Genomic DNA, 26,210 nt, shown 5'->3' on the forward strand with positions numbered 1-26,210 from the left:
GTCAAGGGCTTCTTTCGTTTAGCTACCTGCCTGTACTTCCCCGTACAATGCTATTGCATATCCTCCGCCTATTGGTTATCGCAGTACGTTGCTTGAGTTTACTTTCCTTATAGGCTATCCAACTGTTGCGAATTATACAGTGAGTGGCTATAGTTCTTGCTATAAAATTCATATGTTATACGGTCATTCTACACTATTATTAAGCTTAATAAGGCAGATATCATTGTATCCACATACTATTTCTCATCTACATATCCCGATCAGGAACCCGATAACATTATACTTCTAGCTAGGCCTCTGTGAAGTTACAATTGCTTAACGATAACAAATGCAGCTCGGCATTCATTAGTAATCATTGCTGGATTATATTGTAGCAATGCCATTATTCTACTCGGAATTTCATTATTAAAAACTCTGTGGCTGCAGAATATCGATTGAAAAACAACGAAGATAAAAATTTAAGCAATCGTTTGTGTAGATTAAGCAAACGATTGCTTTCAAGTTTCATTTTTTATTTAGAAAAAAGTGTTATATTATTGTTATAGAGATTAAGTTCTTTAAATAGAACCAACTATAAAATCCGATCCAAAAGGATTTTTTCTATTGACTGTTTAGTTTGTTTTAAAATAGGTGATTTTTTAGAGGGACCAATTGGTCCCTTTAAATTTATATGAACTTTAAATTATGGATTCTAGAAGAGATTTTCTTAAAAAAGCCGGAATATTGTCATCGCTGGCTGTTTCACTCCCTACTCTGGTCAATGCCAATACGGCAGCCGCGTCGTTTAATATGTCTGGATATGCAGCTCCAAAAATCGATAAAGTCAGAGTAGCGGTGATAGGATTGGGTATGCGCGGTACTGGTGCTGTTGAACGCTTGTCCTTTATTGAGGGATGCGAAATTGTCGCACTTTGTGACAAGCATCCAGACCGGGTGGAGCGCGCAACAAAAATTGTTACATCGAAAGGTCTAGCAGCTCCTAAAGCGTATTCAGGTGAAGATGGCTGGAAATCCTTGTTGAAAGAAGAGAAGCTTGATCTGGTCTATATTTGTACGCCTTGGGATTATCATACTCCGATGAGTATTGCGGCGATGAAAGCGGGTAATCACGTGGCTTGTGAAGTCCCGATCGCTTTGACAATCAAGGATTGTTGGGAGGTGGTAAAAACATCCGAGGCAACTAAAAAGCATTGTATGATGCTGGAGAACTGCTGTTATGATTTCTTCGAAATGCTTACATTGAATATGGTGCGCCAAGGCTTGTTTGGCGAGCTCGTTCACGCCGAAGGTGCTTATATTCACGATTTGCTTGATCTTAACTTTGCAAAAAATGGCTATGATAACATGTGGCGCCTAAGAGAAAATATAAAACTAAATGGAAATCTGTACCCTACACATGGACTTGGACCTGTGGCACAATGCTTAAATATCAATAGAGGGGATAAAATGGATCATCTTGTGGCGGTGTCTTCCAGTGATTTTATGATGGGAGAAAAAGCGAAAGAGTTAGCCGCTAAGGATTCTTTTTTTCAGGAATTTGTAGGAAAGAAATACCGTGGTAATATGAATACAACGCTTATCCGTACGGCCAAAGGGAAAACGATTATGTTGCAGCATGATGTTACTTCTCCTAGACCTTATTCTAGGCTACATACACTGAGTGGTACCAAAGGGTTTGCACAAAAGTACCCTACGGAGAATATTGCTTTTGGTCATGAATTCGTTACAGAACAGAAATTGAAGGAACTGTATGATAAATACACCCCAGAATTGGTAAAATATATTGGTGAGCAGGCAAAGCAGGTCGGTGGACACGGTGGGATGGATTTTATGATGGACTGGCGTCTAATTGATTGTTTGCGCAATGGATTACCTTTGGATCAGGATGTCTATGACGCTGCTTCATGGAGCTGTATCGTACCGTTGAGTTTCGAATCTGTCGAAAAGAACTGTAAAACAGTTGATGTACCGGATTTCACAAAAGGTGCATGGAAAAATAATACGCCGGTAGAAATCACGTTAAAAGGTGGCGGAAATACGCCTATCCGTTCGAGATCAGCGAAAAAAGAAAATATACAATTGGGCGTATAGCCCTCCTATATAAAATGACTTATTGAAGGGGAACTTTTTATTGTTCCCCTTTTATGTTTATCTTTAATTATGTTATTCAATCTGACTCTAATTACCTGTTTATCGTTATTTTCCACCAAGGATACACTTTCCTGTTGTGTTGGGGAAAATATACCTACTCGCGCTGGTATGATAAAATCCCAAATTGCCCAGCTAAAAAGCAAGAATGCGGACAAAATGATATTGGTCGAAGGGGGCAAATTTCTAATGGGAAGTTCAAATTTTGAAGATAGTAAGCCCCTACATCAGGTTGAACTAAATTCATTTTATATGGATGAACATGAGGTCACAAATGCACAGTTTGCGCAGTTTGTAAAGGAGACGGGTTATGTAACTGTTGCTGAGCGAGAGCTTGATCCGAAAGATTTTCCGGGAGTGGATCCCAAGATGTTAGTCCCGGGATCGGCTGTGTTCTCTAAGCCCAAAGAACTTAATTCATTAAATAATTACCTGATGTGGTGGGAGTATGTCCCTGGTGCAAACTGGCAACATCCCGAGGGGCCGAATAGCTCGATAAAGGACAAAATGAATTATCCTGTTGTTCAGGTTGCCTATGAAGATGCTGCAGCTTATGCGGAATGGGCAGGCAAGCGATTACCTACAGAAGCGGAATGGGAATATGCGGCTAGAGGACGTAAAGATGCAAACGACGATTTGTATTATTGGGGCCAAGACTTGAAGCCTAATGGTAAATGGACCGCAAATATTTACCAGGGAAAGTTTCCGGTACAAGATTCAAAAGAAGATGGATTTGAGGGGACAGCACCTGTAAAATCATTTCAGGCAAATGCGTTGGGACTGTATGATATGGAAGGGAATGTGTGGGAATGGTGTGCTGATTTTTATAGACCTGACTATTATCAGCATAGTACAGCTGCTAATCCCAAAGGACCACAAGATTCTTATGATCCACAGGAACCAAATCTTGAAAAACGCGTTCAGCGGGGAGGGTCATTTCTTTGCAATGATCAATATTGCGAAAGGTATAAAGCCGGAAGCAGAGGAAAAGGAGAGGTCAACAGTCCTACAAATAATGTTGGATTTCGCTGTGTAAAAGATATAAAATAGAAAAGGCTTGCATGTGCAAGCCTTTTCTATTTTATTGATATGCCTTATTGTGCATTCAAAAACATTGATTTTTGATTGTACAATTCTCTGAAATAAGGATCTTGTAGATCTTTGATAAAGCGAATTGCTTCACCAGTTGATTTCATCTCAGGGCCTAATTGCTTGTCTACTTCAGGGAATTTATTGAAAGAGAATACAGGTTCTTTAATCGCGTATCCTTTCAGTTTACGTTCGATTGTAAAGTCTTTCAATTTATTGACGCCCAACATGACTTTAGTTGCAATATTGATGTAAGGAACATCATAAGCTTTAGCGATGAAAGGAACTGTACGTGATGCACGTGGATTAGCCTCGATTACATATACATTTTCACCTTTGACAGCAAACTGGATGTTTAATAGACCTCTTACGTTCAACGCTTTTGCCAATTTAATAGAGTATTCTTCCATTTTGTCCTGAACAGCTTGTGATAGACCAAATGGAGGCAATACCGCCGATGAGTCACCCGAGTGGATACCTGCAGGCTCGATGTGTTCCATCATACCAATGATGTGTACATCTTCACCATCACAGATTGAATCTGATTCAGCTTCTTCTGCACGATCCAGGAAGTGGTCAATCAGAATATGATTTCCAGGAAGATTCTTCAACAAGTTAACGACAGCTTTTTCTAAATCTTCGTCATTGATGACAATACTCATTCCTTGTCCGCCCAATACGTAAGAAGGACGCACCAATACTGGATAGCCAACTTCGTTTGCAACTTGTAATGCTTCTTCTGCTGAAGTTGCTACACCGTATCTTGGATATGGAATTTCCAGTTCTTTCAATAGATCGGAGAAACGGCCACGGTCTTCTGCCAAGTCCATATTCTCAAATGAAGTACCGATAATTTTTACGCCAAGTTGCTCTAGACGCTCAGCCATTTTAAGAGCCGTTTGTCCACCCAACTGAACGATAACACCTTCGGGTTTTTCTAATTCGATGATCTCACGTACGTGCTCCCAGAATACGGGCTCGAAGTATAATTTGTCAGCCATATTGAAGTCTGTCGATACAGTCTCCGGGTTACAGTTAACCATAATCGCTTCGTAACCACATTCTTTAGCGGCTAATAAACCATGTACACAAGAGTAGTCGAACTCGATACCTTGACCGATACGGTTTGGACCTGAACCTAAAACGATGATTTTCTTTCTATCTGAAGAGATGGATTCGTTCTCTTCTTCGAATGTCGAATAGTAATAAGGTGTTTGTGCCGGGAATTCTGCAGCACAAGTATCGACCATTTTGTAAACACGGTTGATACCTAACTCCTTACGACGATCGTACACTTGATCCTCGGTTACATTTCCTAATAACCATGCGATTTGTACATCTGAATAACCTTTTTGTTTTAAGGTCATGAAGAAGTCGCGTGGAATATTATTCAATTGATAACGACGTAATTCTTGCTCAAGGTGTACCAACTCTTGGATCTGTACCAAGAACCATTTGTCGATACGTGTTGCCTTACGGATCGATTCCAAAGGAACGCCTAATTCGAAAGCATCTTTGATATGGAATAAGCGGTCACCACTTGGATGTTCCAAACTATCCATGATTTCGTCAAGGTTTCTCCATTGACGACCGTCAGCACCTAAACCAGCGCGGCCAGTCTCCAATGATTGACAAGCTTTCTGTAAAGCTTCGATAAATGTACGGCCGATTGCCATTACTTCACCTACTGCTTTCATCTGTAGACCTAATTCCTTGTTTGCTCCTTTGAATTTATCGAAGTTGAAACGAGGGATCTTAACGATCACATAGTCTAATGTTGGTTCAAAATATGCGGATGTTGTCTTTGTGATCTGATTTTGCAATTCATCCAAGTTGTAACCAATCGCCAATTTAGCTGCAATCTTCGCAATTGGATAACCCGTTGCTTTCGATGCTAAAGCCGAAGAGCGTGATACACGAGGATTGATTTCGATGGCAATAATTTCTTCGTTTTCTGGGTTTACAGAGAACTGAACATTACAACCACCTGCAAATGTACCAATTGAACGCATCATCAGAATAGCCTGATTACGCATGTCTTGATAACATTTGTCTGACAATGTCATGCCTGGTGCAACAGTGATTGAGTCTCCAGTGTGGATACCCATTGGATCAAAGTTTTCAATGGTACAGATGATGATAACATTGTCGTTGGTATCACGAAGTAATTCCAACTCAAATTCTTTCCAGCCCAATACCGCTTGCTCTACCAAAACTTCGTGTGTTGGTGAAGCGTGTAAACCTCTATTTAAGGCTGCGTCAAAATCTTCTTTTCTGTGAACAAATCCACCTCCTGTACCTGCAAGAGTATAAGATGGACGTATAACAAGCGGATAGCCAATTTCTTGTGCCGCTTCTTTACCTTCAAGGAATGAGTTTGCAATTTTGGATGTTGCAACGCCCACACCGATATCAACCATTAATTGACGGAATTCTTCACGGTTTTCAGTTTTTTCAATGGCAGCAACATCAACACCGATAACTTTTACGTTGTATTTTTCCCAAAGACCTAGGTTAGAAGCTTCGATACATAAGTTCAAAGCCGTTTGGCCACCCATGGTAGGAAGTACAGCGTCAATGTTGTGTTTTTGCAAAATTTCTTCAATACTTTCGCATGTTAATGGAAGTAAGTAGACATTGTCTGCAACAACTTTGTCCGTCATGATTGTTGCAGGGTTTGAGTTGATGATGGATACTTCAATACCTTCTTCTTTCAATGAAAGGGACGCTTGAGATCCAGAATAATCAAATTCACAAGCTTGACCGATAACGATGGGACCTGATCCGATGATTAAAACCGACTTAATGGAAGTGTTTCTTGGCATTATATCTAGTTCAAAAAATTAAATTTCCTATTGTAAATCTGAGCAAAGACAATCAAAAGTAGCTCATGGGGAAGGGTCATTCCGACTGCTTTGTCGGAGTGCAAAGTTACATTTTAAATTTTGAAAATTAACTATTTATTTTAAGAATATTTCAAAAAAAAAAGTAGTTTTTTAGAAAAGTGGTCCTGAAAAAACAAAAACGAGTTGGAAAACATAAGCAGTATGTTTTCCAACTCGTAGGCAATAATGGGGCTGATTTGTTTAATAAACGATGATTTCGTCCGTAAACAAGTAGCCTTTTTTTGGATTGCTGGCTTTGATTTTTATATAACGGGCCTGTTGGGCTTTGTCAAGTTTGAGTTCAAACCTTTTGAAAGTCAACTTGGATTCTTTATCGGATATGTCATTTTTGATTGTTCCTACAGATCTGAAGGTACGGCCATTATCCGAAAGCAGGACTTCCATTTCTCCTGGCATATAAACGCCGGGGCCGATCATCTGCATAAAATTCATGGCTACTTGGTGTATTTCCTCCCTGCGTTCCATATCCACAACAACATCAATCGGACTGGTGAATCCTTGCCATTGACCATCGTGATAGGAAAGACCGCCCATGATTCCGTTTGTTAAGGTAGAATCTTTTTGTGCTGGATATCCCGACCATGCTGTGTTGTACGTTACTTTTTTTCCAATAGCACGATGAATGTCAATATCAAAGGATAGGGTTGGACCGATTTTGATGGAATCTAGAAAATAAGCGGCATTGATATGACCTGTTGAGCTGAGTTCAAATGGTCCAGTATATGGTGTAGACAAGATTGTAGGCTCACTGCTATCAATGGTATATCGGATCTGATCTGTTTTTAGTTGCTCCGTTGTCAGCGTAATTTTATTGTTGTTTTTAGCAGCATTGTATGTTGCTGTATAAGCGACATTAAAGGAAGGACGATAATAATTGACGTTTAGATCTTGTAGTAGCTTATAATGTGATTGTAGTCTTCGCTGAAAGTCTGTCCAGCTTTTCCCATCTTTATTCGTCCAATTGACTTCCGCCAAAGCCAGTGCACGTGGGAACACCATATATTCGAGGTGTTCGGTGGTAGGTACATATTCTGTCCATATATTCGCTTGTGCTCCGAGGATATGCTTGGCTTTGTCCCCTTGTATCGCAGCTGGAATAGGATCATACGAATAAACTTTATCTAATGTCAGGTAACCCCCGATGGCCTCAGGCTGTGTCCGTGGGTCTGTCTGATAAGAATCAAAATAGAGGTGTGAACCTGGAGTCATGATGACATCATGGCCTGCATTTGCGGCCTTTATGCCGCCGTCTTCACCGCGCCAGCTCATGACGGTAGCTCCTTCTGTGAGCCCCCCTTGAAGGATTTCGTCCCAACCGATCAGCTTTCTACCCTTGGATTGCAGGTATAGATCCATTTGTTTGATAGCATAACTCTGCAGTTCGTCAACAGATTTTAATCCTTCTTTTTGCATGAGCGCCTGATCTTTTGGGCAGGTTTCCCAATGCTTTTTCTCAGCTTCATCACCGCCGATATGAATGTACTGGGAAGGGAATATCGTGAGGACTTCATCCAAAACATTTTTTAGAAATTCAAAGGTTTTTTCATTGCCGATACAGAATTCTCCCTGACTATAGGGCTTTCCGGAGCAAGAGAGTTCGGGATATACGGCCAATACTTCTTCCGAATGTCCGGGCATTTCTATCTCAGGAATTACATTGATTCCTTTGCGGGCTGCATAGTCGACCAATTCGCGTGCTTCTTCCTGGGTATAGAATCCACCGCTGGCATTTGGCTTACCTTTTTCTACATACTGACGACCATTGTTCCACCAATCTTTCCAGCCCGTATGTGTTCGCCAGGCCGCCTTTTGTGTTAACTCCGGATATTTCTTAATCTCCAATCGCCATCCCGCTCCGTCGGTTAAATGCCAATGAAAATTGTTGAATTTGTAGATGGCCATGATGTCGATATACTTTTTGACAAAAGATAACGGCATAAAATGGCGCGATACATCCAGGTGTAAGCCACGGTAGGCAAATCGTGGCTCATCGACTATAGTCGCATAGACTATTTTACTTGGATCAGCTTGTAGATAACCCAATTGAACCAGTGTGTAAATCCCATTGATAACCTGGGGTACATTCCAGGCCCTGAGTAGCAGGCCTTTTTCATCGATTTGGATGGAATAGGCGTTCTTGCTAAGGTTATCTGCATCGACTGCTTTAATAATGCGAAAGCCTTCTTTTGGGCCTTTTTTATTTTTCTTGAGTACTTCGACAGCTAGGCTTTTGATAGCTGGGTGTTCAGTAAGCAGTTGTGTCGCCTCCTGAAATTCATCTGAAACAATAACCTGAAGATGTGTAGGGATAGCGTATGTTCCCGTAGCCAATGTGATTTTCGAAGGTTTGGGTATAATGTCAAAGTTGGTTTGGGCATGTGCAGTAAAGATGGTTGCACCCCCAAGTAACAACATGGATAAAGATCGGCTCAGTCGCATAGTTTTGTTATTAGATTAATGATAATCAACACAAATATCCTAATTTTTGTTTCATAATTCTATTATTGGTGGCAATCGGTCATTTTTTATGATATAAAACCAACAAATTGACGGTTAGAAATTACATTTTTAATCCTTAACTTTGTTGTATGATTGAACTTCCAGTTATTCCGGCAACTCCTGCACAACGCAAGCCTGATTGGTTGCGTGTCAAATTGCCTGTTGGTAAAGAGTATAGACATGTCAGAAGTCTTGTAGACGAGCATAAATTACATACAATTTGTGAGAGTGGAAATTGCCCGAATATGGGCGAATGTTGGGGCGCTGGAACGGCAACCTTCATGATTTTGGGAAATATCTGTACACGTTCTTGTTCATTTTGTGCGGTAGCAACAGGTCGTCCTTTGGCGGTGGATCTGGATGAACCTAATCGTGTTGCCAATTCTGTCAAGTTAATGCAGGTAAAACACTGTGTGATCACTTCGGTGGATCGTGATGACCTAAAAGATGGTGGTTCGATAATATGGGCGGAGACAATAAATGCCATCCGAAGGGAAAGTCCTGAAACAACCTTAGAAACACTTTTGCCAGATTTTAAAGGACAATGGGATAATTTGGACCGCGTGATTGCAGTACGTCCCGAGGTTGTTTCGCACAACCTTGAAACTGTACGTCGTTTGACAAGAGAAGTTCGCGTTCAAGCTAAATATGATCGTTCACTTGAGTGCCTGCGTCGAATTTCTGAAGCTGGACTCCGTACAAAATCAGGAATTATGCTTGGTTTAGGTGAAACAGAGGAAGATGTTATCGAGGCAATGCAAGATTTATATAACGTTGGGGTACATATTTTGACACTGGGGCAATATTTACAGCCTACCAAAGCTCACCATCCTGTAATCGAGTGGATTACACCTGCACAATTTGAGAAATATCAAAAAATTGGTTTGGAAATGGGATTCAAGTATGTGGAGTCTGGACCGCTGGTTCGTTCTTCTTACCATGCAGAGAAACATTTATTTGATATGCAATAGAAAACATTTCTAAGTTTTTTAACAAAGAATATTTTTCGCAAGATATAAAAAGAAGCCTGGGTGATTTTTTTGCTCAGGCTTCTTTTTTCTATTTTTTTTTAAATGAAACGGTTTGCCTCTAGGGGTTGAAAAACTTATTACTCTTGTTCATCATCGATAATTTGCTAAAACAGCAAGATTTCGATTACAAGATATTGGTCATTAGGCGCAAGAATAGACCAACAACACATCAGCAAAAAACCAGCAATAAAACAATAGACGAACATTAGGCCAAGACAATTGCTTCTTTCAGAGGTGGTCTGATACCTTAAAGGTTGAAAACTGTACGAAGTAAAATTGTTCTCCCGCGAAGTTCAAATTCATTCTGTGAAATCATATTGGCCGTCATCAGGTAGGTGCGATAGTTTTTGATATTGACCAAATTATTCATTTCCAATTCGATATCCATTTTCCACTTGTTGATCTTATAGCGCGTAAAAAAGTCGATGAAGGTATAACTTGCATTCTTCATGTTTGTTTGAAAGGTGGAAAGATTACGTAGGTTTAGCCGCATAAAGCCATTTTTAAAGGGACTGGCTGGAAAGCCTATGTTATGCATCATGGTGGTAGTTTTGTTTTGGATCGCATTGTCAAGGCCCTGTTGTTTGCTCCGGCTCCAATTGAATAGTCCTGAATAGGAAATATTATAAGATTTAAATACCTTAGCTTCAATACTGGGCTGAAATAGATAGCTCATACTTCGAGTAGGCACTAGCGCATTGTTTAACAATTGATTGTATTTGAAGTAAGAAATGCTTCCTTTTAGTTTGAGGGTACTTGCCAAAGGGAAGATGTATTTATCAAATCCGATCTGAGATGACCATCGATCTTGCAGGTTATCCATATTGACCAATATGTTTTCGGTGATATTATTTTTTATAACGGACGATAACATCGTGTTGGAAAGCGATCTTGTATAGCTAATACCTGCATTTGCAAATAATACTTTTAGGGTGCGGGCCAAATTATAATTGAGATTAAACGTATGTTTTTTGGATTCATTTAGCGCTGCATTATTTTGGCTAAGCATTCTATAGTTCCGTAATACGGCACCACGGTATATATCTTCAATATTGCCTATATCCTGCGCAAATTGATAGTTAAATTGAAGATAGTCTTCTTGTGAAATCTGCCATCTTGCTTTTAAATTAGGATTGATCAGCATGGAATTTTTGGACGTGGCCAGTTGATGGCTGACATCTTCATAATGCGTAAACAAATAGGTGATCGGGATCTCGAGCTGGGTTTCAAATCGATTTGTTTTCCAGGAATATTGCGGTGTAATAAACGCTTGGGATCTGCTCCAATACAGATTATTACGGGTATTATCGCCCAATGTTCGAACACGTTGCTCATTATCTACTATGGTAAGGAGTGAGTTGAAATGTTGACGATCTGTATTGAAGCCAATTTGATAATATTGTTTGATTCTGCCTTTATTGAAGCGATAACCTGTACTGATCTCCGTAAAAAAGGAAGGAACTTCGATTTGCTGGCGGCTGCTTTTATAGGGAATGCTATCGTTGAGTATTTCTGGAAGAACACCGGGATAGATCTGTAATGTCTGCGGTTTATTGCCATAATTTAAAGACCAGTTGATTGCAATAATGTCATTGTTTTTAAGTTGGGGTATATAGCTGAACAAGTTGCTGAATCCCTTGATGTGGTGTTTTTGGAACTGCTCGATCTGCCCTGAGGAGTTTGCCAGCAATGCTGTAATATCTTTTTTTTCATATTCAAATGATAAAGTATTGCTCGCATATTTCTTTTCCGTATTGGTAGATGCCGAAAGTCTGGCTGCGCCAAGCCAACGCGCTGTTTTCATGTGATTTTGCTCATTAAAATAAACGTCACCATCATCGAGCAGGTATTGCGTGTTTGAGGCATTATTTTGCCTATCGTTGTCGTATAAAACCTGAATATTGGATTTTAGCTGCCAGAGATTCTTGAGATTGTATAGGTTATTGGTGTTCAGTGAACCGGTATTGTTGAAGTAATAATTGTTTTTAGGAATATTTGGACTGCCTGTTGTGCTCGTCGCCAGGAGATTGTTGATAGTCGAGCTGCTGAACTTGGCCAGTAAAGAGGATTGATTGGCTCCAATAATATCTCCGGAAAGATCATGACCTATATTATTCCCGTTGAGAACATTCAGCATCTTTACTTTCTTGTTGAATAGGATTGAATTCAATTCAGGATCATAGAGATTGGGGGTGCCGACGCCAATTTTGGCCTGTCCAGTGAGCTTCAGCTTGGCTTCCTCTTTGATAACGAGATTGATGGCGACGTCGTCTGTAAATCTTTTATTTTTAAGGACCTTATAATGTTCGTGATTGTCGAGCACCTGAATGTCCTTTACCATTTTATGCGGGATTGTCCGTGTACCTACACCATAGCGATTTTCCAACAGATCGTCACCGTCAATGTAAAGTTTAGAAACGGTTTTATCCTGGTATTTTATAAGCCCCGATTCGGTAACTTCCATGCCCGGAAGGCGTTTGATTACGTCGCCTATATTGCGATCCTCCTCTTTGGCAAAAGATCCGACGTCGTAGGAAATCGTATCATTTGAACGGCTCACTTTAGGTTTGCTCTTTACAATGACGTCTTGTAGCAGATTGGTTTTTGGAACGAGGGCGATCCGAAGATTGGATGTCTGTGTGCCAAGTTTGAGTTCAAATTTTTCGTAAGTAAGGTGATTGATCTGCAGGTAAAGGCTCGCATATTCCTTTGTCAATGTGATTGTGAAACGCCCATCTTTATCTGTCGGCTTGAAAGCGATGATTTTACCGTCTGAAAGGATGTTGACACTGGCAAAGGGTACGGGATGCTGTGTCTTATCCACTTGGACCGTTCCACTAATCGTTTGCTGGGCAAAGGTTATTTGCCCAAGCAAAACGACTATAAATAAACATAGAAATACTTTCATTAAGGCGTCAGCTCTATCGGATTATTGGTAACCTTCGAAGGTTTGTATTTATCGTCTCTTGAAATATTGAAACTTTTTATTTTGGATGGATCCAAAGCACCAATAGGGGAGCTTCCACCTGAATTACCGGATCGAACGGCAACGATGTTTCCGTTTGAGCCTACATTGATGGCTCTATTCTTTCCGGATTGCGCTTGCATGTAGGCTTGAGGATTGGCCTTAAAGGCTTCCTGAATTTTCTTTACTTCATCTGCCGTACTTGCGATGGTATTTTGTGGTAGTTCGACAAATGTTTTTCCATCTTCAATTTTATCGAATCCGGCGTAAGCGAAAATCACTTCATTTTTTGTGTCCCGTGCGTCAAGGATAAGTCCGGGTAGACCATGGAGTTTCCAGGGACCATAGGAAAACGGAAGTTCGGTTGTAAACCAGGCGATATAAGTGCGGCCTTTGAATGTTGCCTTTGCATTTTGGCAATTGTAACCACCGATTTCTTTACGATCTCCCAAGATTTCCCAATCCTGTGTGGGATATGGTGAAGTAATGGAGAAATGGTCACTAGCAACGGATATTACCTCAGTTATTTTATTTTGATCGGGGTTGATTAGATAAGATGATGATGAGGGCGAGGAGCGCGTAGTAAGGGTTAGATTGCCGGAAAATGCGGGATCTTCCATCTGTTTTTTGACCTCTTCCTGCATGCGTTTGGATGAATATGACGTATAGTAGCTGCCCTGCTGATTCAGGTAAACCACTGTTTCATCGCGTAAAAATTGGTCCCGTTGGGTACTGTCATTGACATGTTTGAATTCGTAATGTACTTTAGCGATGGCAGGAGTACGCTCTTGTGCAAATAATAGCTGCGTGGCCACAGACAGTAGGATTGATAATGAATATTTCATAAATATATGTTTATATCGTAAATATACGAAACATTCGTAATTCTAAAAATTTATTTGAACTTTTCGTTATTATCCTCCCTAGGGTTATGCTAATGCAGGTTAAGAAAGGTTTGACTTGTTAGCAATACTTTTGTTAGCTATCTTGTTTCGTTAGCGGTATAAGTTTATTGGGTATGGCTAGGCATATCAGTTCTTGTTATCTTTTAAACAGGGTCTCACCTGCAATTACTGTCCGTTCTGTTTTTACATTTCGCAGTTGCTCATTTGGAATTTTCAAGATATCCTTTTCGAGGATAACAAAATCGGCATCTTTTCCCACTTCGATACTTCCTCGTTTTTTCTCCTGAAAACAAGAATATGCCGCCCAGATCGTCATTCCTTTTAAGGCATCTTCACGGCTTATGGCATCTTGCATCTGAAACCCGTGGTTAGGATAGCCTTTTTTGTCGACACGTGCTACAGCGGCGTGGAAACCATATATGGGGTTAAAATGTTCAACCGGAAAGTCACTCCCCAAAGCGAGTTTGCCATATTCTGCCAACAGACGCTTATAAGCGTAAGCGCCTTTCATACGTTCTTCACCAAGTCGATCTTTGGCCCAGTACATATCGGAGGTTGCGTGTGTAGGTTGTACAGATGGTATGATTTGATACTTTCGAAACTTGTCAAAATCTGTAGGCGATATAATTTGGGCGTGCTCGATGCGCCATCTACGGTCGCCATTATTGTGGAGGTATTTGCCATAGATATCCAGAATAATACGATTGGCCGAATCGCCTATTGCATGGGTATTTGCCTGAAACTTACTTTCGGCAATCTGTTTGATCATGGCTTCGTATTCCCGGGGGCTATGGAGGAGAAAGCCGTGGGTGGGGGCATCATGGTAATGTGCGAGGAGGCATGCGCCACGAGATCCCAATGCACCATCGGCGAGCAGTTTAAATCCTTTGATCTCGAAACGGTCCGTTTCATAGAAACCCTGTTCGATAAATGACTTTATGTTTTGGGGATTGCCGAGGATCATGGCATAATCTCTAATTTTCAACTGTCCTTCGCGATAGTATTTTTTTAGGAGATCGAGTCTTTCTTTTGATAAACCTGCGTCTACAATAGTGGTTAGACCGACGGAAAGGAGGGAGTCTTGCGTTCGCTTGAGCATTCTTAAGTAATCTTTCTCACTCGGAACCGGGATTGTCTTATTGACAAGATCCATTGCATTGTCGATCAAGAGGCCATTGGGGATATTATTATTCCCGCCGACCACACCGCCACGAATCGTGGGAATACTGGTTAATTTGGCCCATTCTAGCGCTTTGGAGTTGGCTACCGCCGCATGATAATCTACACGCATGAGGTAGACGGGGATATCTGGGAAAGCTTTGTCGAGTAGGTCCTTGGTTGGGAAAGTTTTATCTTTCCAGCGATTTTGGTCCCAGCCACCACCGATCAGCCAAGTTTTGTCCGGATTTTTTTGCTGGTAGTTTTTGACACGTTGAATAACCTCCTCGAAAGAATCGCTACCGTTTAGGTCGACTTGATCCATTAGTTCGGCCTCGTCAAATAAATGGGCATGAGCATCGTAGAATCCCGGATAAATGGCCTTCCCCTGCGCATCAATTTTTTTTATTGCTTTGTACTTCCGCTGTATTTCTTCATCGGAACCGATGGCAATAAATTTACCGTCTTTGACAGCAAAAGCCTGTGCCGTACTAAAAGCTGAATCTACAGTATATACTTGCGCATGATAAACAATGAGATCCACTTTCGTTTGTGGTGAACATGAAATGATGGTCAAGCAGAACAAAAAAATGATGATTGGGAAGGTTTTCATAACCTAAAAATAGCAAAAAGCTTTGAATAAACGGAAACTAGGCTTGGGGCTAGATCTATTGGAGATGCGGACTCGGGGTTTTGACTTATCGAATTGCTTTACGTGAAGTACCTACGCTGAATTGTCGCGTATTATTGGGACAGGAGATCATCAGTAAAGTAGTGAAAGGCAACCTGAAGGAAAAGTAATGCGAATACGGATTATCCAAATGCAAAAAGGCTATCCAAATAACTTGGACAGCCTTTTTAATTCAAAAATCAAAATACGTGATTAACAGTACTCGTCAAATGCTGCAACTAAATTGTCAGCAATCATTTGTGCCGGGCGACCTTCAATCATATGTCTTTCAATCATGTGTACCAATTTTCCGTCTTTAAATAAAGCCATTGCTGGTGAAGATGGCGGATAAGGCAACATGTAGTTACGTGCAGTGTTTACAGCATCAGTTTCCATACCTGCGAAAACAGTGACCAATTTAGCTGGGTGTTTTTCATTTTTTACAGCAGCTTTTGCAGCTGGGCGTGCATTTGCTGCAGCGCAACCACAAACAGAGTTTACAACCACAAAGACAGTTCCTTCTGATGCGATAGCCTGATCAACTGCTTCAGGAGTTTTTAATTCTTCGAATCCTGCATCAACTAACTCTTGACGCATTGGAGTTACTAAATATTCTGGATACATTATTTCTTAAGTAAAATGTTAATATTCTATTTTAATTGTTTCTATAAAGCTTTCTGTCGCTGGGCAAGTATTCTTAGTCCGTATAAACAACAGCTATACTTTATGCTTACAAATATAGCTGTAAAAGGCTGCTTCGTCAAGACACTTGTCTCAAATCAATGTCAGAAAATCTTTTACCGCATGAAGTCCATTTTCAAGACGTTGGTCGCCGAGCCCGGAAATAAGACGGTAATTCGCATTAATGGCGTTCAATTCGCTTTTCCAGATCTCCATGAAGTGTTCGCGCTGTTCGGGAAAATCCCGTAGTGGATCATCCTGCCAAGGTAGATCGATATCCATCAGCAGATAGAGATCATAAACATGTTGTTGAATTTTATCGGTGACTTCCTGCGGCGTATGACCGAAAAGATGATCTGACCAAATTTTTACCGTAAGAAAGGTGGTGTCACAGATGAGGAGCTGGTCTTGCGCTAAAGGGGTCAGGGCTTCCTCTAGGGCTACCTGTCCATAAAACATATTGACTTCGTCCTGCAGGGTATATTTATTGTTGAGGCTTTGGCAATAATAACGTGAATACTCGGGTACGCATACCGTCTGAAATTCCTTGGCAAGAAATTGTGCCATCGTTGATTTTCCGGTGGACTCGGGGCCAACAACGGCAATTTTTATGAAATCTTTTTCCACATCGATCGTTTTGATAGGCAATATTACGCAAAATTTTTATAGGTTTTCTGCCAATCGCGATAGCCATTCCAAGCGATGAGCGTGAAAACAAGGTAGAGTACTGCGGTCAGCATAAGGTCTTTGTGTATATAGAGCGGGATATAACAAATATCCACAAATACCCATAAGAGCCAATTTTGAAGCACTTTGCGCGTCATCAGAAATTGAGCAACAAAACTTACGGAGGTGCAGAATGCGTCAATATAAGGGACATCGGAATTTGTCTTGCTATCGAGGAGATAACCGATTGATAGCGTTAGGATCAGGATTGCCAGGAGGCAAAGGAGCAATTGTCCCTTGCTGGTTTTGACGATAGGTTTCTTTTTTTCTTCTTTTCGTCTTATCCAATAATACCAACCGTACACAGCTGTGGACAGGAAGTAGAACTGTAGTACAGTATCTCCGTACAGTTTGGCATTATAAAACAGAATCGCGTAGGACGCTACGCTGATGATACTGATTGGCCAGTTCCATATATTTTGCTTAGCGGCCAAATAGACACAAAGAAAGCCTGTCAGCGTACCTAACCATTCGAGCCAAGAGGTCTGGGCAAATTGACGTGCAATCTGCTGAAAAAAATCCTGCATGTGGTGTATTAAAAATTACACCCTAAATATACAAAGTCTGCCCTATAGTCAATTATTGAACCTGTTTATTCGCACAATTGGTACTGGCAAAAGATTCGGGCTTGGCCTTAAAAACAAATCCCATACCCATAATATAGCCCATGGCTTCTTTCAGGGCAACATTTGACTGGAAATTTGGATTGGTGTTGATGTCGGCGTGGACTTCGAGGTCTACTTTGTGTTTTTCGAGGAGGGGGCAGAGTTGATAGGCTATATCGATGGATTTTTGGACTTCGAGCAGCATCCTTTCTTTAATGCTCATTCGGTGATGCCTTTTGTCCCGTTGGATAAACATAAATCCACCTTTATGTTCCCGGAGAAAGACGATGACTGTAGCGAAGTCGATGATGCCTCTCTTGACTTGGGAATCGGTGCCGATATAAACCTTGAGCTTATTCCCTAGGGCATCTTCTCGTTTAATGACTTCCTCAACAGCATCGAAAATCGTGGAGCGAATGGATTCGCCATTGTATTTTTGCCATCTCATAGCGATATAGATTAGATATAAAAAAATTAAACTTCATCATTGACATAAATTTACTGAATTTCAATGATCTAAGTGTTAATTTAGTTTTAAATAATTTATCCACATTAATGATGTTTTACACCGTAGGCCAGGTCTCCGGCATCACCGAGTCCAGGTACAATATAAGCTTTTGAGGTCAGTTCGTGGTCGACGTCACCTACCCAGATGTGTGCCGTAGGTACAAAAGCCTGAACGTGATTCAGTCCTTCCTCGGATGCAATGGCTGCAACAATATGTAATTCCTTGATGTCATATTCGGCCAGGAGATCCTTACAGCATAATACAAGGCTCTTTCCTGTGGCCAACATGGGGTCTACAATGATTACTGTACGATTATCTAAGTTTGGTGTATTAACATATTCTTTATGAATTTCAAACTCACCGCTCTTTTTGGTATGCCGATAGGCCGCAATGAAGGTATTGTCGGCATGATCAAATACATTTAAAAGTCCCTGATGAAAGGGAAGCCCCGCTCTCAGAATTGTAGCGAGTACGGGTTGTTCCATCAAGAGATGGGTTTTGGCCACACCTAACGGAGTTTCAACTTCAACAGGTTTATAAGCCATCGTCTTGCTGATTTCATAAGCGAAAATTTCACCTAATCGTTCCAGATTCCGACGAAAGCGCATGCGATCCTGTTGAATCGTGATATCTCTCAGTTCGGCAATAAAATGATTTGCAATGCTATTTTGGGTAGATAGAATAGTGACCATGGCGTGTGTGCTAGTTCAGTTAAGCTAAAGATAATAAATAATCAATTGAAAGTAATAACATCTATGGTATTATTATAGTTTGCGCTAAAATGGTAAAATTTTTAGTAAATTTGTGTAAGAACATAGCAGGATATGGCCTGGACCACAGGTCAACAAATCGTCTTGAAGCAGATTGAAACCATCGGATTACAAAAACTGTTTTTGAGCTTAGGGCTCAAGCAATTCGTGGTGCAATGTTTGCTGGAAAAGGCCTGAATGGTTTTCTTAAAGACACAGGAAATATATGAAATTTGAATTGACATCGGAGTACAAACCCACAGGCGATCAGCCAGAAGCAATTAAGCAGTTGGTAGCAGGGGTAGAGCAGGCAGAGCAATACCAGACGCTTTTGGGGGTGACAGGTTCGGGTAAGACCTTTACTGTGGCTAATGTGATTCAGGAAACCCAAAAGCCGACATTGATTTTAAGCCACAATAAAACTTTGGCGGCTCAGTTGTACGGTGAATTCAAACAGTTCTTTCCCAATAACTCGGTCAACTATTTTGTGTCTTATTACGATTATTATCAACCCGAAGCTTTTATTGCTTCGACGAATACCTACATCGAGAAGGATTTGGCGATTAACGAGGAAATCGAAAAGCTGCGTTTGGCAACCACGTCGTCATTGATGTCGGGACGGCGTGATATCGTTGTCGTCTCTTCGGTATCCTGTATCTACGGTATGGGAAATCCGGAAGATTTCTCCCGGTCTATCTTTCGTTTTGGGGTCGGTATGACTGTCACTAGAAACGCTTTCCTGCATAAGCTGGTGGAGATTTTATATTCGCGAACGACCACAGAGTTTAAACGGGGTACCTTTCGGGTTAAAGGTGATACAGTGGACGTGTTTCCGGCATACTTGGATAATGCTATTCGGATTTCATTCTTTGGGGATGAAATTGATGAACTGAGTGAGATCGATCCCATTTCAGGGAAAACGCTCAACAAGATGGAAGATCTTGCTCTTTTTCCAGCAAATCTCTTCGTTACACCGAAAGAAAAATTCAAAGAATCGATCTGGGCTATCCAAGATGAATTGATGCAACGGAAAACGCAACTTGAAGACGAGGGCTTAATGCTGGAGGCGAAGCGTTTAGAGGAGCGCGTCAATTATGATCTGGAAATGATGCGTGAACTGGGCTATTGTTCGGGGATTGAAAATTATTCCCGCTTTTTTGATGGTAGACAACCGGGGATGCGTCCGTTCTGTTTGCTGGATTATTTTCCGGAAGATTACCTGCTGGTCATTGATGAGAGTCACGTGACCTTACCACAATTACGTGCGATGTATGGAGGTGACCGATCGCGAAAAGTTTCCTTGGTAGAACATGGGTTTAGGTTGCCCGCGGCTTTGGATAATAGACCTTTAAACTTTCCGGAGTTTGAATCCTTGACAAATCAGACGATTTATGTATCGGCGACTCCGGGCGATTACGAACTGCAGCAGACCGAAGGTGTTGTCGTTGAGCAGGTCATTCGCCCAACAGGACTTCTGGATCCAATTATTGAAGTACGACCAGCGATTAATCAGGTCGATGATTTCTTGGAAGAAGTCGATAAGACCATTAAAGAGGGAGGACGTGTTTTGGCTACTACATTGACCAAACGCATGGCTGAAGAACTTTCCAAATATATGACCAAGCTGAACTTAAAAGTCCGTTATATCCACTCTGAAATTAAAACCTTGGAGCGGGTTGAAATCTTGCGGGGGCTCCGCTTGGGTGAATTTGATATCCTGGTCGGGGTGAATTTACTTCGTGAGGGGCTTGATTTGCCGGAGGTCACGCTTGTTGCTATTCTCGATGCGGATAAGGAGGGCTTTCTGCGTTCCGAACGATCGCTTATTCAGACGATTGGTCGCGCGGCCCGGAATGATAAAGGTCGGGTTATTATGTATGCGGATAAAATGACGGATAGCATGCGTGTCACAATAGATGAAACCAATCGTCGCCGAGACAAGCAGATGAAATATAACTTGGAACATGGCATTACACCGCGTACTGTGGGCAAAACAAGAGAAGAGATCTTAGAGCAGACTTCTGTTGCTGATTTCTCGGGTATTGAACCTAAAATTTATGTTGAACCTGATCCGTCGCAGGCCATTGCAGCTGATCCAGTGATGCAGTATCTCAGTGAGAAGGATCTGAAGAAAGCGATCGATAACGTACGGAAGAAAATGGATAAATCAGCGAAAGAAATGGATTTCTTGGAAGCAGCGAAATATCGTGATGAAATGTTCTCCTTGGAGAAGCTCTATGAAGAGCGATTCCCTTCGTAAAGGAAGTCGGTTTTAATTATTGTTAATCAATTTAAGATTTGTTAAACGACGCTAAATAGCGTATAAATTAAGATTCCACCGTCCATATTTGTAGCAATTGTAAAGAAATTGGCTACATATGAAACATTTAATTTACAGCATAATACTGTTTTTTGTGCTTTCCGCAGCATTCTGCCAAAGTAAAATTTCCTACGGGATAAACGCCGGGTACACGAATGCTCCTGGACCTAATAGATTGGGCCGTACTTCCTAAGGTTAATGATTGAACTATATTGTTCAATTGTTAACATATTTTGCGTAAATCAAATTCTTCTCAGTAAATTAGTGCTCAAATCTAAACTAAAACATACTAAAAAATGAAAAAGCCAATTCTCGTTGTCAAATTTGGATCGGCTTCTATTACCACGAAAGAGGGAGAAGTTGATGAACGTATTGTTTTGGAGATCGCTAGGCAAATTGCTTCCTTACAAAAGAAATACAATATCGTCTTGGTCTCTTCAGGTGCTGTCGCTGCTGGTAAACGTTTTTTGCCCAGCTACACAGGAACGCTATCCGAACGCAAAGCAGCTGCTGCAATTGGGAACCCTATATTGATTAATACGTATTCTACTTATTTCCGACCGTTTAAAATTTCATTGGCGCAGAGTTTATGTGAGCGACATCACTTTTCCAATCGGGATCAATTTCTACAATTGAAAAATACGTATGAGGAATTGTGGCGGAACAATGTTATTCCAATCGCAAATGAAAATGATGTGGTGAGTAATAAAGAACTGAAGTTTTCAGATAATGATGAGCTGGCAACCTTGATTGCTGTTGGTTTTGGTGCCGAAAAATTACTGTTTAGCACTTCCGTTCCTGGTGTGTTGGATGCAAACAACAAGATTATACCGCAAATTGAAACAATCGACCGGGATATTTTAGGGCTGGCAAGGAAGGATAAATCTTCGGTAGGATTGGGGGGAATGACCTCTAAATTGAACTTTGCCCGATTGGCCAATCAAATGGGGATTGCTGTTGTGATTTTTAGTATGCAAACCGAGGAGGCGATACAAAAAGCGGTTAAGCACGAGACTGGCACATTGTGTCTGGCTCAAAGTAAGAAGATCTCTTCCCGCAAGAAATGGCTCGCGAGTGGAAGTTTAATAAAAGGGGAATTGATGGTTGATCGTGGAGCGGAGGAAGCATTATTGAAGCACAAAAGTTTACTCGCTGTGGGGGTAATCCGTATCGTCGAGCATTTTGAAAAAGGAGAAGTGTTAAATATTGTCAATCTAGAAGGCTTAACTGTTGCCGTTGCCCGCGCGAAGATGGATTCATCCGCTTTGTCCCAGACCAGTAAAAAAAATGTAGAAATTGCACATGCAAATGATATTGTATTATTATGAGTGAATCCATCTTAAACCAACTTCAGGCGGCAGCCAAAGCAAAACAAATTTTGCAACAACTGGCTCCTGATACTAAAATAACTATTTTAAATGCCATCGCAGAAGGTCTTATCGCACATACTACTGATATATTAGAAGCCAATAAGATTGATTTGGATCGTATGGCTGATGACGACCCCAAAAAGGATCGTCTTTTGCTCAATAGCGATCGTCTAAAAGGTTTGGCTGACAGTGTTAAGCAGATCGCTCAGTTAGCGGATCCAACAGATCAGTTATTACTAAAAAAGATATTGCCAAATGGATTGGAGATCGAGAAAATTACGGTTCCACTCGGAGTCGTTGGGGTCATCTACGAATCGCGACCTAATGTGACGATAGATGTTGCTGCATTGTGTATTCAGTCGGGTAACGTTTGTCTATTGCGCGGTGGTTCGGACGCGTTACACACCAACGAGGCGTTGTTGAAAGTGATCCATGCTGTCTTGGAGCAGTATGGTATTGCAACAACTATTGTGCAACTGTTGCCTGTTGATAGGAAGCATGTTTCGGAATTATTGGAAGCTACCCAATTCGTGGATATTATCATACCACGGGGTTCACAGTCGCTGATCGATTATGTCAGGGAACACGCTAAAGTACCTGTTATTGAAACTGGAGCAGGAGTATGCCATACTTATGTGGACCGTACAGCTGATTTGGATATGGCAGCGAAAATTGTTGCCAATGCTAAAATTTCCAGGCCATCGGTGTGTAATTCTTTAGATACTGTTTTGGTCGATCGTGCTGTTGCTGCCGAGTTCCTAACGAAATTGAAAACTTATTTTGAAGATGCTCAAGTGGAAGTTTTCGCGGACCCTACAGCTTATGAGATATTACAGGGTCAAAATTTTTCAAATTTAAAGCGCGCAGATGAAGCCGATTTTGGAAGAGAATTTTTAGATTTGAAGTGTTCAATAAAGACGGTCACCAGTTTGGACGAAGCTTTGGAGCATATCGCAAAATATTCTTCCAAACATTCGGAATGTATTGTTTCTTCCAGTGAACTCCATATTGAACAATTTTTGAATACAGTGGATGCTGCCGCGGTATATGCCAATGCATCTACACGTTTTACGGACGGAGGTGAGTTTGGTCTGGGTGCGGAAATAGGTATCTCGACCCAAAAATTACATGCCCGTGGACCATTTGCATTGGAAAAATTGGTAACAGAGAAGTGGATTGTCCGCGGAAATGGACAGATCAGATAAGCATAGATCATGGGATTAAGTTTTAAGAAAGATGTATTGATGAATTGGATCGAAGAAATTGGTAAATTTCTTCGCATATGGACAGAAGGGCATGATGCTTTTACGGAGCCGACTGATCCAGCAGTATTTGAAGATGCTTATGAGAAATTCTTCGAAAAGAGTAGGACCTATTTTTTAAATCTTTCCGAAAATGAACTTTCGGCATATCTCAAAACAGATCTTCAAATTCAGCAACTACATCCATTGGCTTTAACGTTGTTATTTGATGGGTTGAATGCTACAGATGGCAATCAGGAGAATTTACTTCGTAAAGCAAAGTTTATTTTGAATCTGGCGATGGCAGAAACGGCAAGCTTTGCCTTTCAGGATTATCAATATCTTGCTATGATCGATAACAAATTGAAGAGTCTTTAGATTAATAAAGCTCTCCGTCATGCAATGCCCTAAAAAAGTGTTTAACTTTTTGGGTTCATTGCATGACGGAGACCTTAGCGCAGGATCTCACGGGCAATCACCAGACGTTGGATCTCAGAGGTTCCCTCATATATTTGCGTGATTTTTGCGTCGCGCATTAACCTTTCGACATGATATTCTTTTACGTAACCGTAGCCACCGTGGATCTGTACAGCTTCGACAGTGTGTTTCATGGCAACTTCAGATGCATGCAGTTTGGCCATGGCAGCTTCTTTACCGTAAGGAAGCCCCTGGTCTTTCGTCCAGGCAGCTTTATACGTCAAAAGTCGAGCTGCCTCGATATCAACTTCCATGTCGGCCAATTTAAACTGTATGGCCTGATGATCCGAAATCGGTTTTCCAAAGGTCTTTCGTTCTTTTGAGTAAGCCAAAGCAAGGTCATAGGCACCCGCAGCAATTCCTAAGGCCTGTGCCGCAATCCCAATGCGACCGCCATCGAGTGTTTTCATAGCAAATTTAAATCCGAAGCCATCTTCTCCGATACGGTTTTCCTTGGGAACCTGAACATCGGAAAATAGGAGTGAATGGGTATCGGAACTACGGATACCCAATTTGTTTTCTTTAGGACCAATGGTAAATCCCGGCAGCCCTTTTTCAACAATCAATACATTGATTCCTTTGTGGCCTTTTTCAGGATGTGTCTGTGCAATGACAAGATAGATATCGGCATGGCCACCATTGGTGATCCAATTTTTTGTACCATTTAGGAGATAGTGATCCCCCTTATCTTCGGCGGTGGTATGCTGTGAGGAGGCGTCCGAACCAGCTTCAGGTTCTGACAACGCAAAAGCACCAAGTTTTTCACCTTTCGCTAAAGGAATCAGGTACTTTTGTTTTTGTTCCTCTGTACCATAAGCATTGAGTCCATATAATACCAGGGAATTGTGGGCGGATACGATAACGGCCGCTGAGGCATCAATTTTGGCAATTTCTTCGAGCACAAGAACATAGGCCAACGTATCCATTCCAGCTCCGCCATAAGCTTCGGGGGTCATGATACCCATAAACCCTAGTTCGCCCATTTGCTTGACAAAATCTGTTGGAAATTTTGCGGCTTCATCGCGCTCGATTGCCCCAGCCTTTAGCTCCTGGGCAAATTCCCGCGCTGCGTCGCGGATCATTTTATGCTCTTCGCTTAATTCAAAATTCATGGCATTTCAGTTTTTTGGTTCATCAGTTACCAAGCCGATAACGTATATATAATAAGGTTTGCTGTCAAAAAGTTTCCTCCCAACTCACAATCATTTTATGAGCTCGGTGTACCAACATACTCAAATATACAAAATATATATTATGCAAGCATAGTAATATAGCAAATTACTTTTTAAACTACTTGAGCTAATCATTATAAGCATTTTGGAAAGTAATGGCCAGGGTAGGGCGGACAAGTAGCAAGGGGCATGTTGGTTTTCATTTTGTTTATAATTGTAAAATCCTTACTTTCAATTGGATTAAGTTTAGTTTTTTCATTTCAATTTAAAAAATTGAAGAATTACTTGTTTGCTAAATTTAATCTACTATATTTGTAGACTATATAATTTAAACACATTTAAAAAATAAGATTATGAGTTTAAGATTAGGGGATGAAGCGCCAAATTTCAAAGCGCAAACAACCATTGGTGAAATAGACTTTCACGATTATATCAAAGATAGCTGGGTCGTTTTCTTTTCGCACCCATCAGATTATACGCCGGTATGTACAACTGAGTTGGGCCGTACGGCAAAATTGAAATCTGAATTTGACAAGAGAGGTGTGAAGGCCATTGCGCTAAGCGTCGATAATGTAAACGATCACTTGAATTGGATTAAGGATATCAATGAAACGCAAAATACCGAAGTGAATTTTCCGGTTATTGCTGATGAAGATCATCATGTATCCGAATTGTACGATATGATCCACCCAAATGCTTCCGCAACAGCGACCGTACGTTCCGTATTTATTATCGGTCCTGACAAAAAGATCAAATTGACGCTGACCTATCCAGCATCAACAGGTCGTAATTTTGATGAAATTTTACAGGTCATTGATTCTTTACAGTTAACTGCCGATTATCAAGTCGCTACGCCCGCTGACTGGAAGCATGGTGAAGATGTTATTGTTGTGCCAGCGATTAAGACAGAAGATATTCCTGCTAAATTTCCAAAAGGCTTCAAAGAGATCAAACCGTATTTGAGAACGACGCCACAGCCTAATCTATAGG

The 26,210-nt window shown here is 41.1% G+C and carries 19 protein-coding genes; 8 read left to right on the forward strand and 11 right to left on the reverse strand.

Annotation, left to right across the window (positions count from 1 at the left end; all coding sequences use genetic code 11):
* The first annotated feature begins 684 nt into the window (after positions 1–684).
* Both B2O97_RS14275 and B2O97_RS14280 read left to right on the forward strand, forming a co-directional pair.
* Positions 685–2,091, forward strand: a complete 1,407-nt coding sequence (locus B2O97_RS14275; RefSeq protein WP_286767597.1) for a Gfo/Idh/MocA family protein — start codon at positions 685–687, stop codon at positions 2,089–2,091.
* Positions 2,092–2,259: 168 nt separating this feature from the next.
* Positions 2,260–3,198 carry a formylglycine-generating enzyme family protein gene (locus B2O97_RS14280; RefSeq protein WP_254667666.1) on the forward strand — a complete coding sequence of 313 codons (939 nt, stop codon included), beginning with the start codon at positions 2,260–2,262 and terminating at the stop codon, positions 3,196–3,198.
* 44 nt (positions 3,199–3,242) lie between these two features.
* On the opposite strand, the gene carB is transcribed toward B2O97_RS14280, so the two are convergent.
* Together carB and B2O97_RS14290 are read right to left on the reverse strand one after the other, a co-directional pair.
* Positions 3,243–6,062, reverse strand: a complete 2,820-nt coding sequence (carB, locus tag B2O97_RS14285; RefSeq protein ID WP_070563252.1) for a carbamoyl-phosphate synthase large subunit — start codon at positions 6,060–6,062, stop codon at positions 3,243–3,245.
* A 261-nt stretch (positions 6,063–6,323) separates the two neighbouring features.
* Positions 6,324–8,582 carry a beta-N-acetylhexosaminidase gene (locus B2O97_RS14290; RefSeq protein ID WP_286767598.1) on the reverse strand — a complete coding sequence of 753 codons (2,259 nt, stop codon included), beginning with the start codon at positions 8,580–8,582 and terminating at the stop codon, positions 6,324–6,326.
* 149 nt (positions 8,583–8,731) lie between these two features.
* Between B2O97_RS14290 and lipA the strand changes: the two genes are divergently transcribed.
* Positions 8,732–9,613 (forward strand): lipoyl synthase, encoded by an 882-nt coding sequence (lipA, locus tag B2O97_RS14295; RefSeq protein WP_046672297.1) that lies wholly within the window; start codon positions 8,732–8,734, stop codon positions 9,611–9,613.
* Between the two features lie 307 nt (positions 9,614–9,920).
* Here the strand turns inward: lipA and B2O97_RS14300 are convergent, their stop codons facing one another.
* The 8 genes from B2O97_RS14300 to upp all read right to left on the reverse strand — a co-directional run bounded on the left by B2O97_RS14300 (position 9,921) and on the right by upp (position 18,583).
* Positions 9,921–12,581 carry a hypothetical protein gene (locus tag B2O97_RS14300; protein ID WP_286767599.1) on the reverse strand — a complete coding sequence of 887 codons (2,661 nt, stop codon included), beginning with the start codon at positions 12,579–12,581 and terminating at the stop codon, positions 9,921–9,923.
* A complete protein-coding gene (locus B2O97_RS14305; protein ID WP_070563257.1) occupies positions 12,581–13,483 on the reverse strand; it encodes a GLPGLI family protein in 903 nt (300 codons plus the stop codon). The genes B2O97_RS14300 and B2O97_RS14305 overlap by 1 nt, the downstream gene beginning before the upstream one ends.
* Before the next feature lie 196 nt (positions 13,484–13,679).
* Positions 13,680–15,314 carry an amidohydrolase gene (locus tag B2O97_RS14310; protein WP_286767600.1) on the reverse strand — a complete coding sequence of 545 codons (1,635 nt, stop codon included), beginning with the start codon at positions 15,312–15,314 and terminating at the stop codon, positions 13,680–13,682.
* 270 nt (positions 15,315–15,584) lie between these two features.
* Entirely contained in the window at positions 15,585–15,995 is a 411-nt protein-coding gene (locus B2O97_RS14315; protein WP_070563263.1) for a BrxA/BrxB family bacilliredoxin, read from the reverse strand.
* A 150-nt stretch (positions 15,996–16,145) separates the two neighbouring features.
* A complete protein-coding gene (locus B2O97_RS14320) occupies positions 16,146–16,679 on the reverse strand; it encodes an ATP-binding protein (protein WP_286767601.1) in 534 nt (177 codons plus the stop codon).
* Between the two features lie 23 nt (positions 16,680–16,702).
* Positions 16,703–17,305 carry a nicotinamide riboside transporter PnuC gene (pnuC, locus tag B2O97_RS14325; protein WP_286767602.1) on the reverse strand — a complete coding sequence of 201 codons (603 nt, stop codon included), beginning with the start codon at positions 17,303–17,305 and terminating at the stop codon, positions 16,703–16,705.
* A gap of 52 nt (positions 17,306–17,357) precedes the next feature.
* Complete coding sequence (locus B2O97_RS14330) at positions 17,358–17,831, reverse strand: ribonuclease H-like YkuK family protein (RefSeq protein WP_046672303.1); 474 nt, start codon at positions 17,829–17,831, stop codon at positions 17,358–17,360.
* 104 nt (positions 17,832–17,935) lie between these two features.
* Positions 17,936–18,583, reverse strand: coding sequence for a uracil phosphoribosyltransferase (upp, locus tag B2O97_RS14335; protein ID WP_046672304.1), 648 nt, complete (start codon positions 18,581–18,583; stop codon positions 17,936–17,938).
* 283 nt (positions 18,584–18,866) lie between these two features.
* Here upp and uvrB point away from each other — a divergent pair, with 283 nt between their 5' ends.
* From uvrB to B2O97_RS14355, 4 genes are all read left to right on the forward strand, one after another.
* Positions 18,867–20,900 carry an excinuclease ABC subunit UvrB gene (uvrB, locus tag B2O97_RS14340; protein WP_070563271.1) on the forward strand — a complete coding sequence of 678 codons (2,034 nt, stop codon included), beginning with the start codon at positions 18,867–18,869 and terminating at the stop codon, positions 20,898–20,900.
* Between the two features lie 356 nt (positions 20,901–21,256).
* Positions 21,257–22,288, forward strand: coding sequence for a glutamate 5-kinase (proB, locus tag B2O97_RS14345; RefSeq protein WP_286767603.1), 1,032 nt, complete (start codon positions 21,257–21,259; stop codon positions 22,286–22,288).
* The gene (locus tag B2O97_RS14350) at positions 22,285–23,535 is read left to right on the forward strand and encodes a glutamate-5-semialdehyde dehydrogenase (protein WP_286767604.1); all 1,251 of its coding nucleotides are present in this window, start codon (positions 22,285–22,287) and stop codon (positions 23,533–23,535) included. Before proB ends, B2O97_RS14350 begins: the two co-directional genes overlap by 4 nt.
* A 9-nt stretch (positions 23,536–23,544) precedes the next feature.
* Positions 23,545–23,949, forward strand: a complete 405-nt coding sequence (locus B2O97_RS14355) for a hypothetical protein (protein ID WP_046672308.1) — start codon at positions 23,545–23,547, stop codon at positions 23,947–23,949.
* Positions 23,950–24,023: 74 nt separating this feature from the next.
* On the opposite strand, the gene B2O97_RS14360 is transcribed toward B2O97_RS14355, so the two are convergent.
* The gene (locus B2O97_RS14360; protein ID WP_046672309.1) at positions 24,024–25,160 is read right to left on the reverse strand and encodes an acyl-CoA dehydrogenase; all 1,137 of its coding nucleotides are present in this window, start codon (positions 25,158–25,160) and stop codon (positions 24,024–24,026) included.
* 413 nt (positions 25,161–25,573) lie between these two features.
* On the opposite strand from B2O97_RS14360, the gene B2O97_RS14365 reads away from it, so the two are divergent.
* A complete protein-coding gene (locus B2O97_RS14365; RefSeq protein ID WP_286767605.1) occupies positions 25,574–26,209 on the forward strand; it encodes a peroxiredoxin in 636 nt (211 codons plus the stop codon).
* Position 26,210 lies beyond the last annotated feature (1 nt).

Origin of the sequence: Sphingobacterium sp. UBA865 (assembly GCF_002295765.1) — a bacterium.
Taxonomy (GTDB): domain Bacteria; phylum Bacteroidota; class Bacteroidia; order Sphingobacteriales; family Sphingobacteriaceae; genus Sphingobacterium; species Sphingobacterium multivorum.

Excerpts from the sequence above, each read along its gene's own strand:
- B2O97_RS14275 (WP_286767597.1), top strand. The coding sequence starts at position 685 with ATGGATTCTAGAAGAGATTTTCTTAAAAAAGCCGGAATATTGTCATCG.
- B2O97_RS14280 (WP_254667666.1), top strand. The coding sequence starts at position 2,260 with ATGATAAAATCCCAAATTGCCCAGCTAAAAAGCAAGAATGCGGACAAA.
- carB (WP_070563252.1), bottom strand. The coding sequence starts at position 6,062 with ATGCCAAGAAACACTTCCATTAAGTCGGTTTTAATCATCGGATCAGGT.
- B2O97_RS14290 (WP_286767598.1), bottom strand. The coding sequence starts at position 8,582 with ATGCGACTGAGCCGATCTTTATCCATGTTGTTACTTGGGGGTGCAACC.
- lipA (WP_046672297.1), top strand. The coding sequence starts at position 8,732 with ATGATTGAACTTCCAGTTATTCCGGCAACTCCTGCACAACGCAAGCCT.
- B2O97_RS14300 (WP_286767599.1), bottom strand. The coding sequence starts at position 12,581 with ATGAAAGTATTTCTATGTTTATTTATAGTCGTTTTGCTTGGGCAAATA.
- B2O97_RS14305 (WP_070563257.1), bottom strand. The coding sequence starts at position 13,483 with ATGAAATATTCATTATCAATCCTACTGTCTGTGGCCACGCAGCTATTA.
- B2O97_RS14310 (WP_286767600.1), bottom strand. The coding sequence starts at position 15,314 with ATGAAAACCTTCCCAATCATCATTTTTTTGTTCTGCTTGACCATCATT.
- B2O97_RS14315 (WP_070563263.1), bottom strand. The coding sequence starts at position 15,995 with ATGTATCCAGAATATTTAGTAACTCCAATGCGTCAAGAGTTAGTTGAT.
- pnuC (WP_286767602.1), bottom strand. The coding sequence starts at position 17,305 with ATGCAGGATTTTTTTCAGCAGATTGCACGTCAATTTGCCCAGACCTCT.
- B2O97_RS14330 (WP_046672303.1), bottom strand. The coding sequence starts at position 17,831 with ATGAGATGGCAAAAATACAATGGCGAATCCATTCGCTCCACGATTTTC.
- upp (WP_046672304.1), bottom strand. The coding sequence starts at position 18,583 with ATGGTCACTATTCTATCTACCCAAAATAGCATTGCAAATCATTTTATT.
- uvrB (WP_070563271.1), top strand. The coding sequence starts at position 18,867 with ATGAAATTTGAATTGACATCGGAGTACAAACCCACAGGCGATCAGCCA.
- proB (WP_286767603.1), top strand. The coding sequence starts at position 21,257 with ATGAAAAAGCCAATTCTCGTTGTCAAATTTGGATCGGCTTCTATTACC.
- B2O97_RS14350 (WP_286767604.1), top strand. The coding sequence starts at position 22,285 with ATGAGTGAATCCATCTTAAACCAACTTCAGGCGGCAGCCAAAGCAAAA.
- B2O97_RS14355 (WP_046672308.1), top strand. The coding sequence starts at position 23,545 with ATGGGATTAAGTTTTAAGAAAGATGTATTGATGAATTGGATCGAAGAA.
- B2O97_RS14360 (WP_046672309.1), bottom strand. The coding sequence starts at position 25,160 with ATGAATTTTGAATTAAGCGAAGAGCATAAAATGATCCGCGACGCAGCG.
- B2O97_RS14365 (WP_286767605.1), top strand. The coding sequence starts at position 25,574 with ATGAGTTTAAGATTAGGGGATGAAGCGCCAAATTTCAAAGCGCAAACA.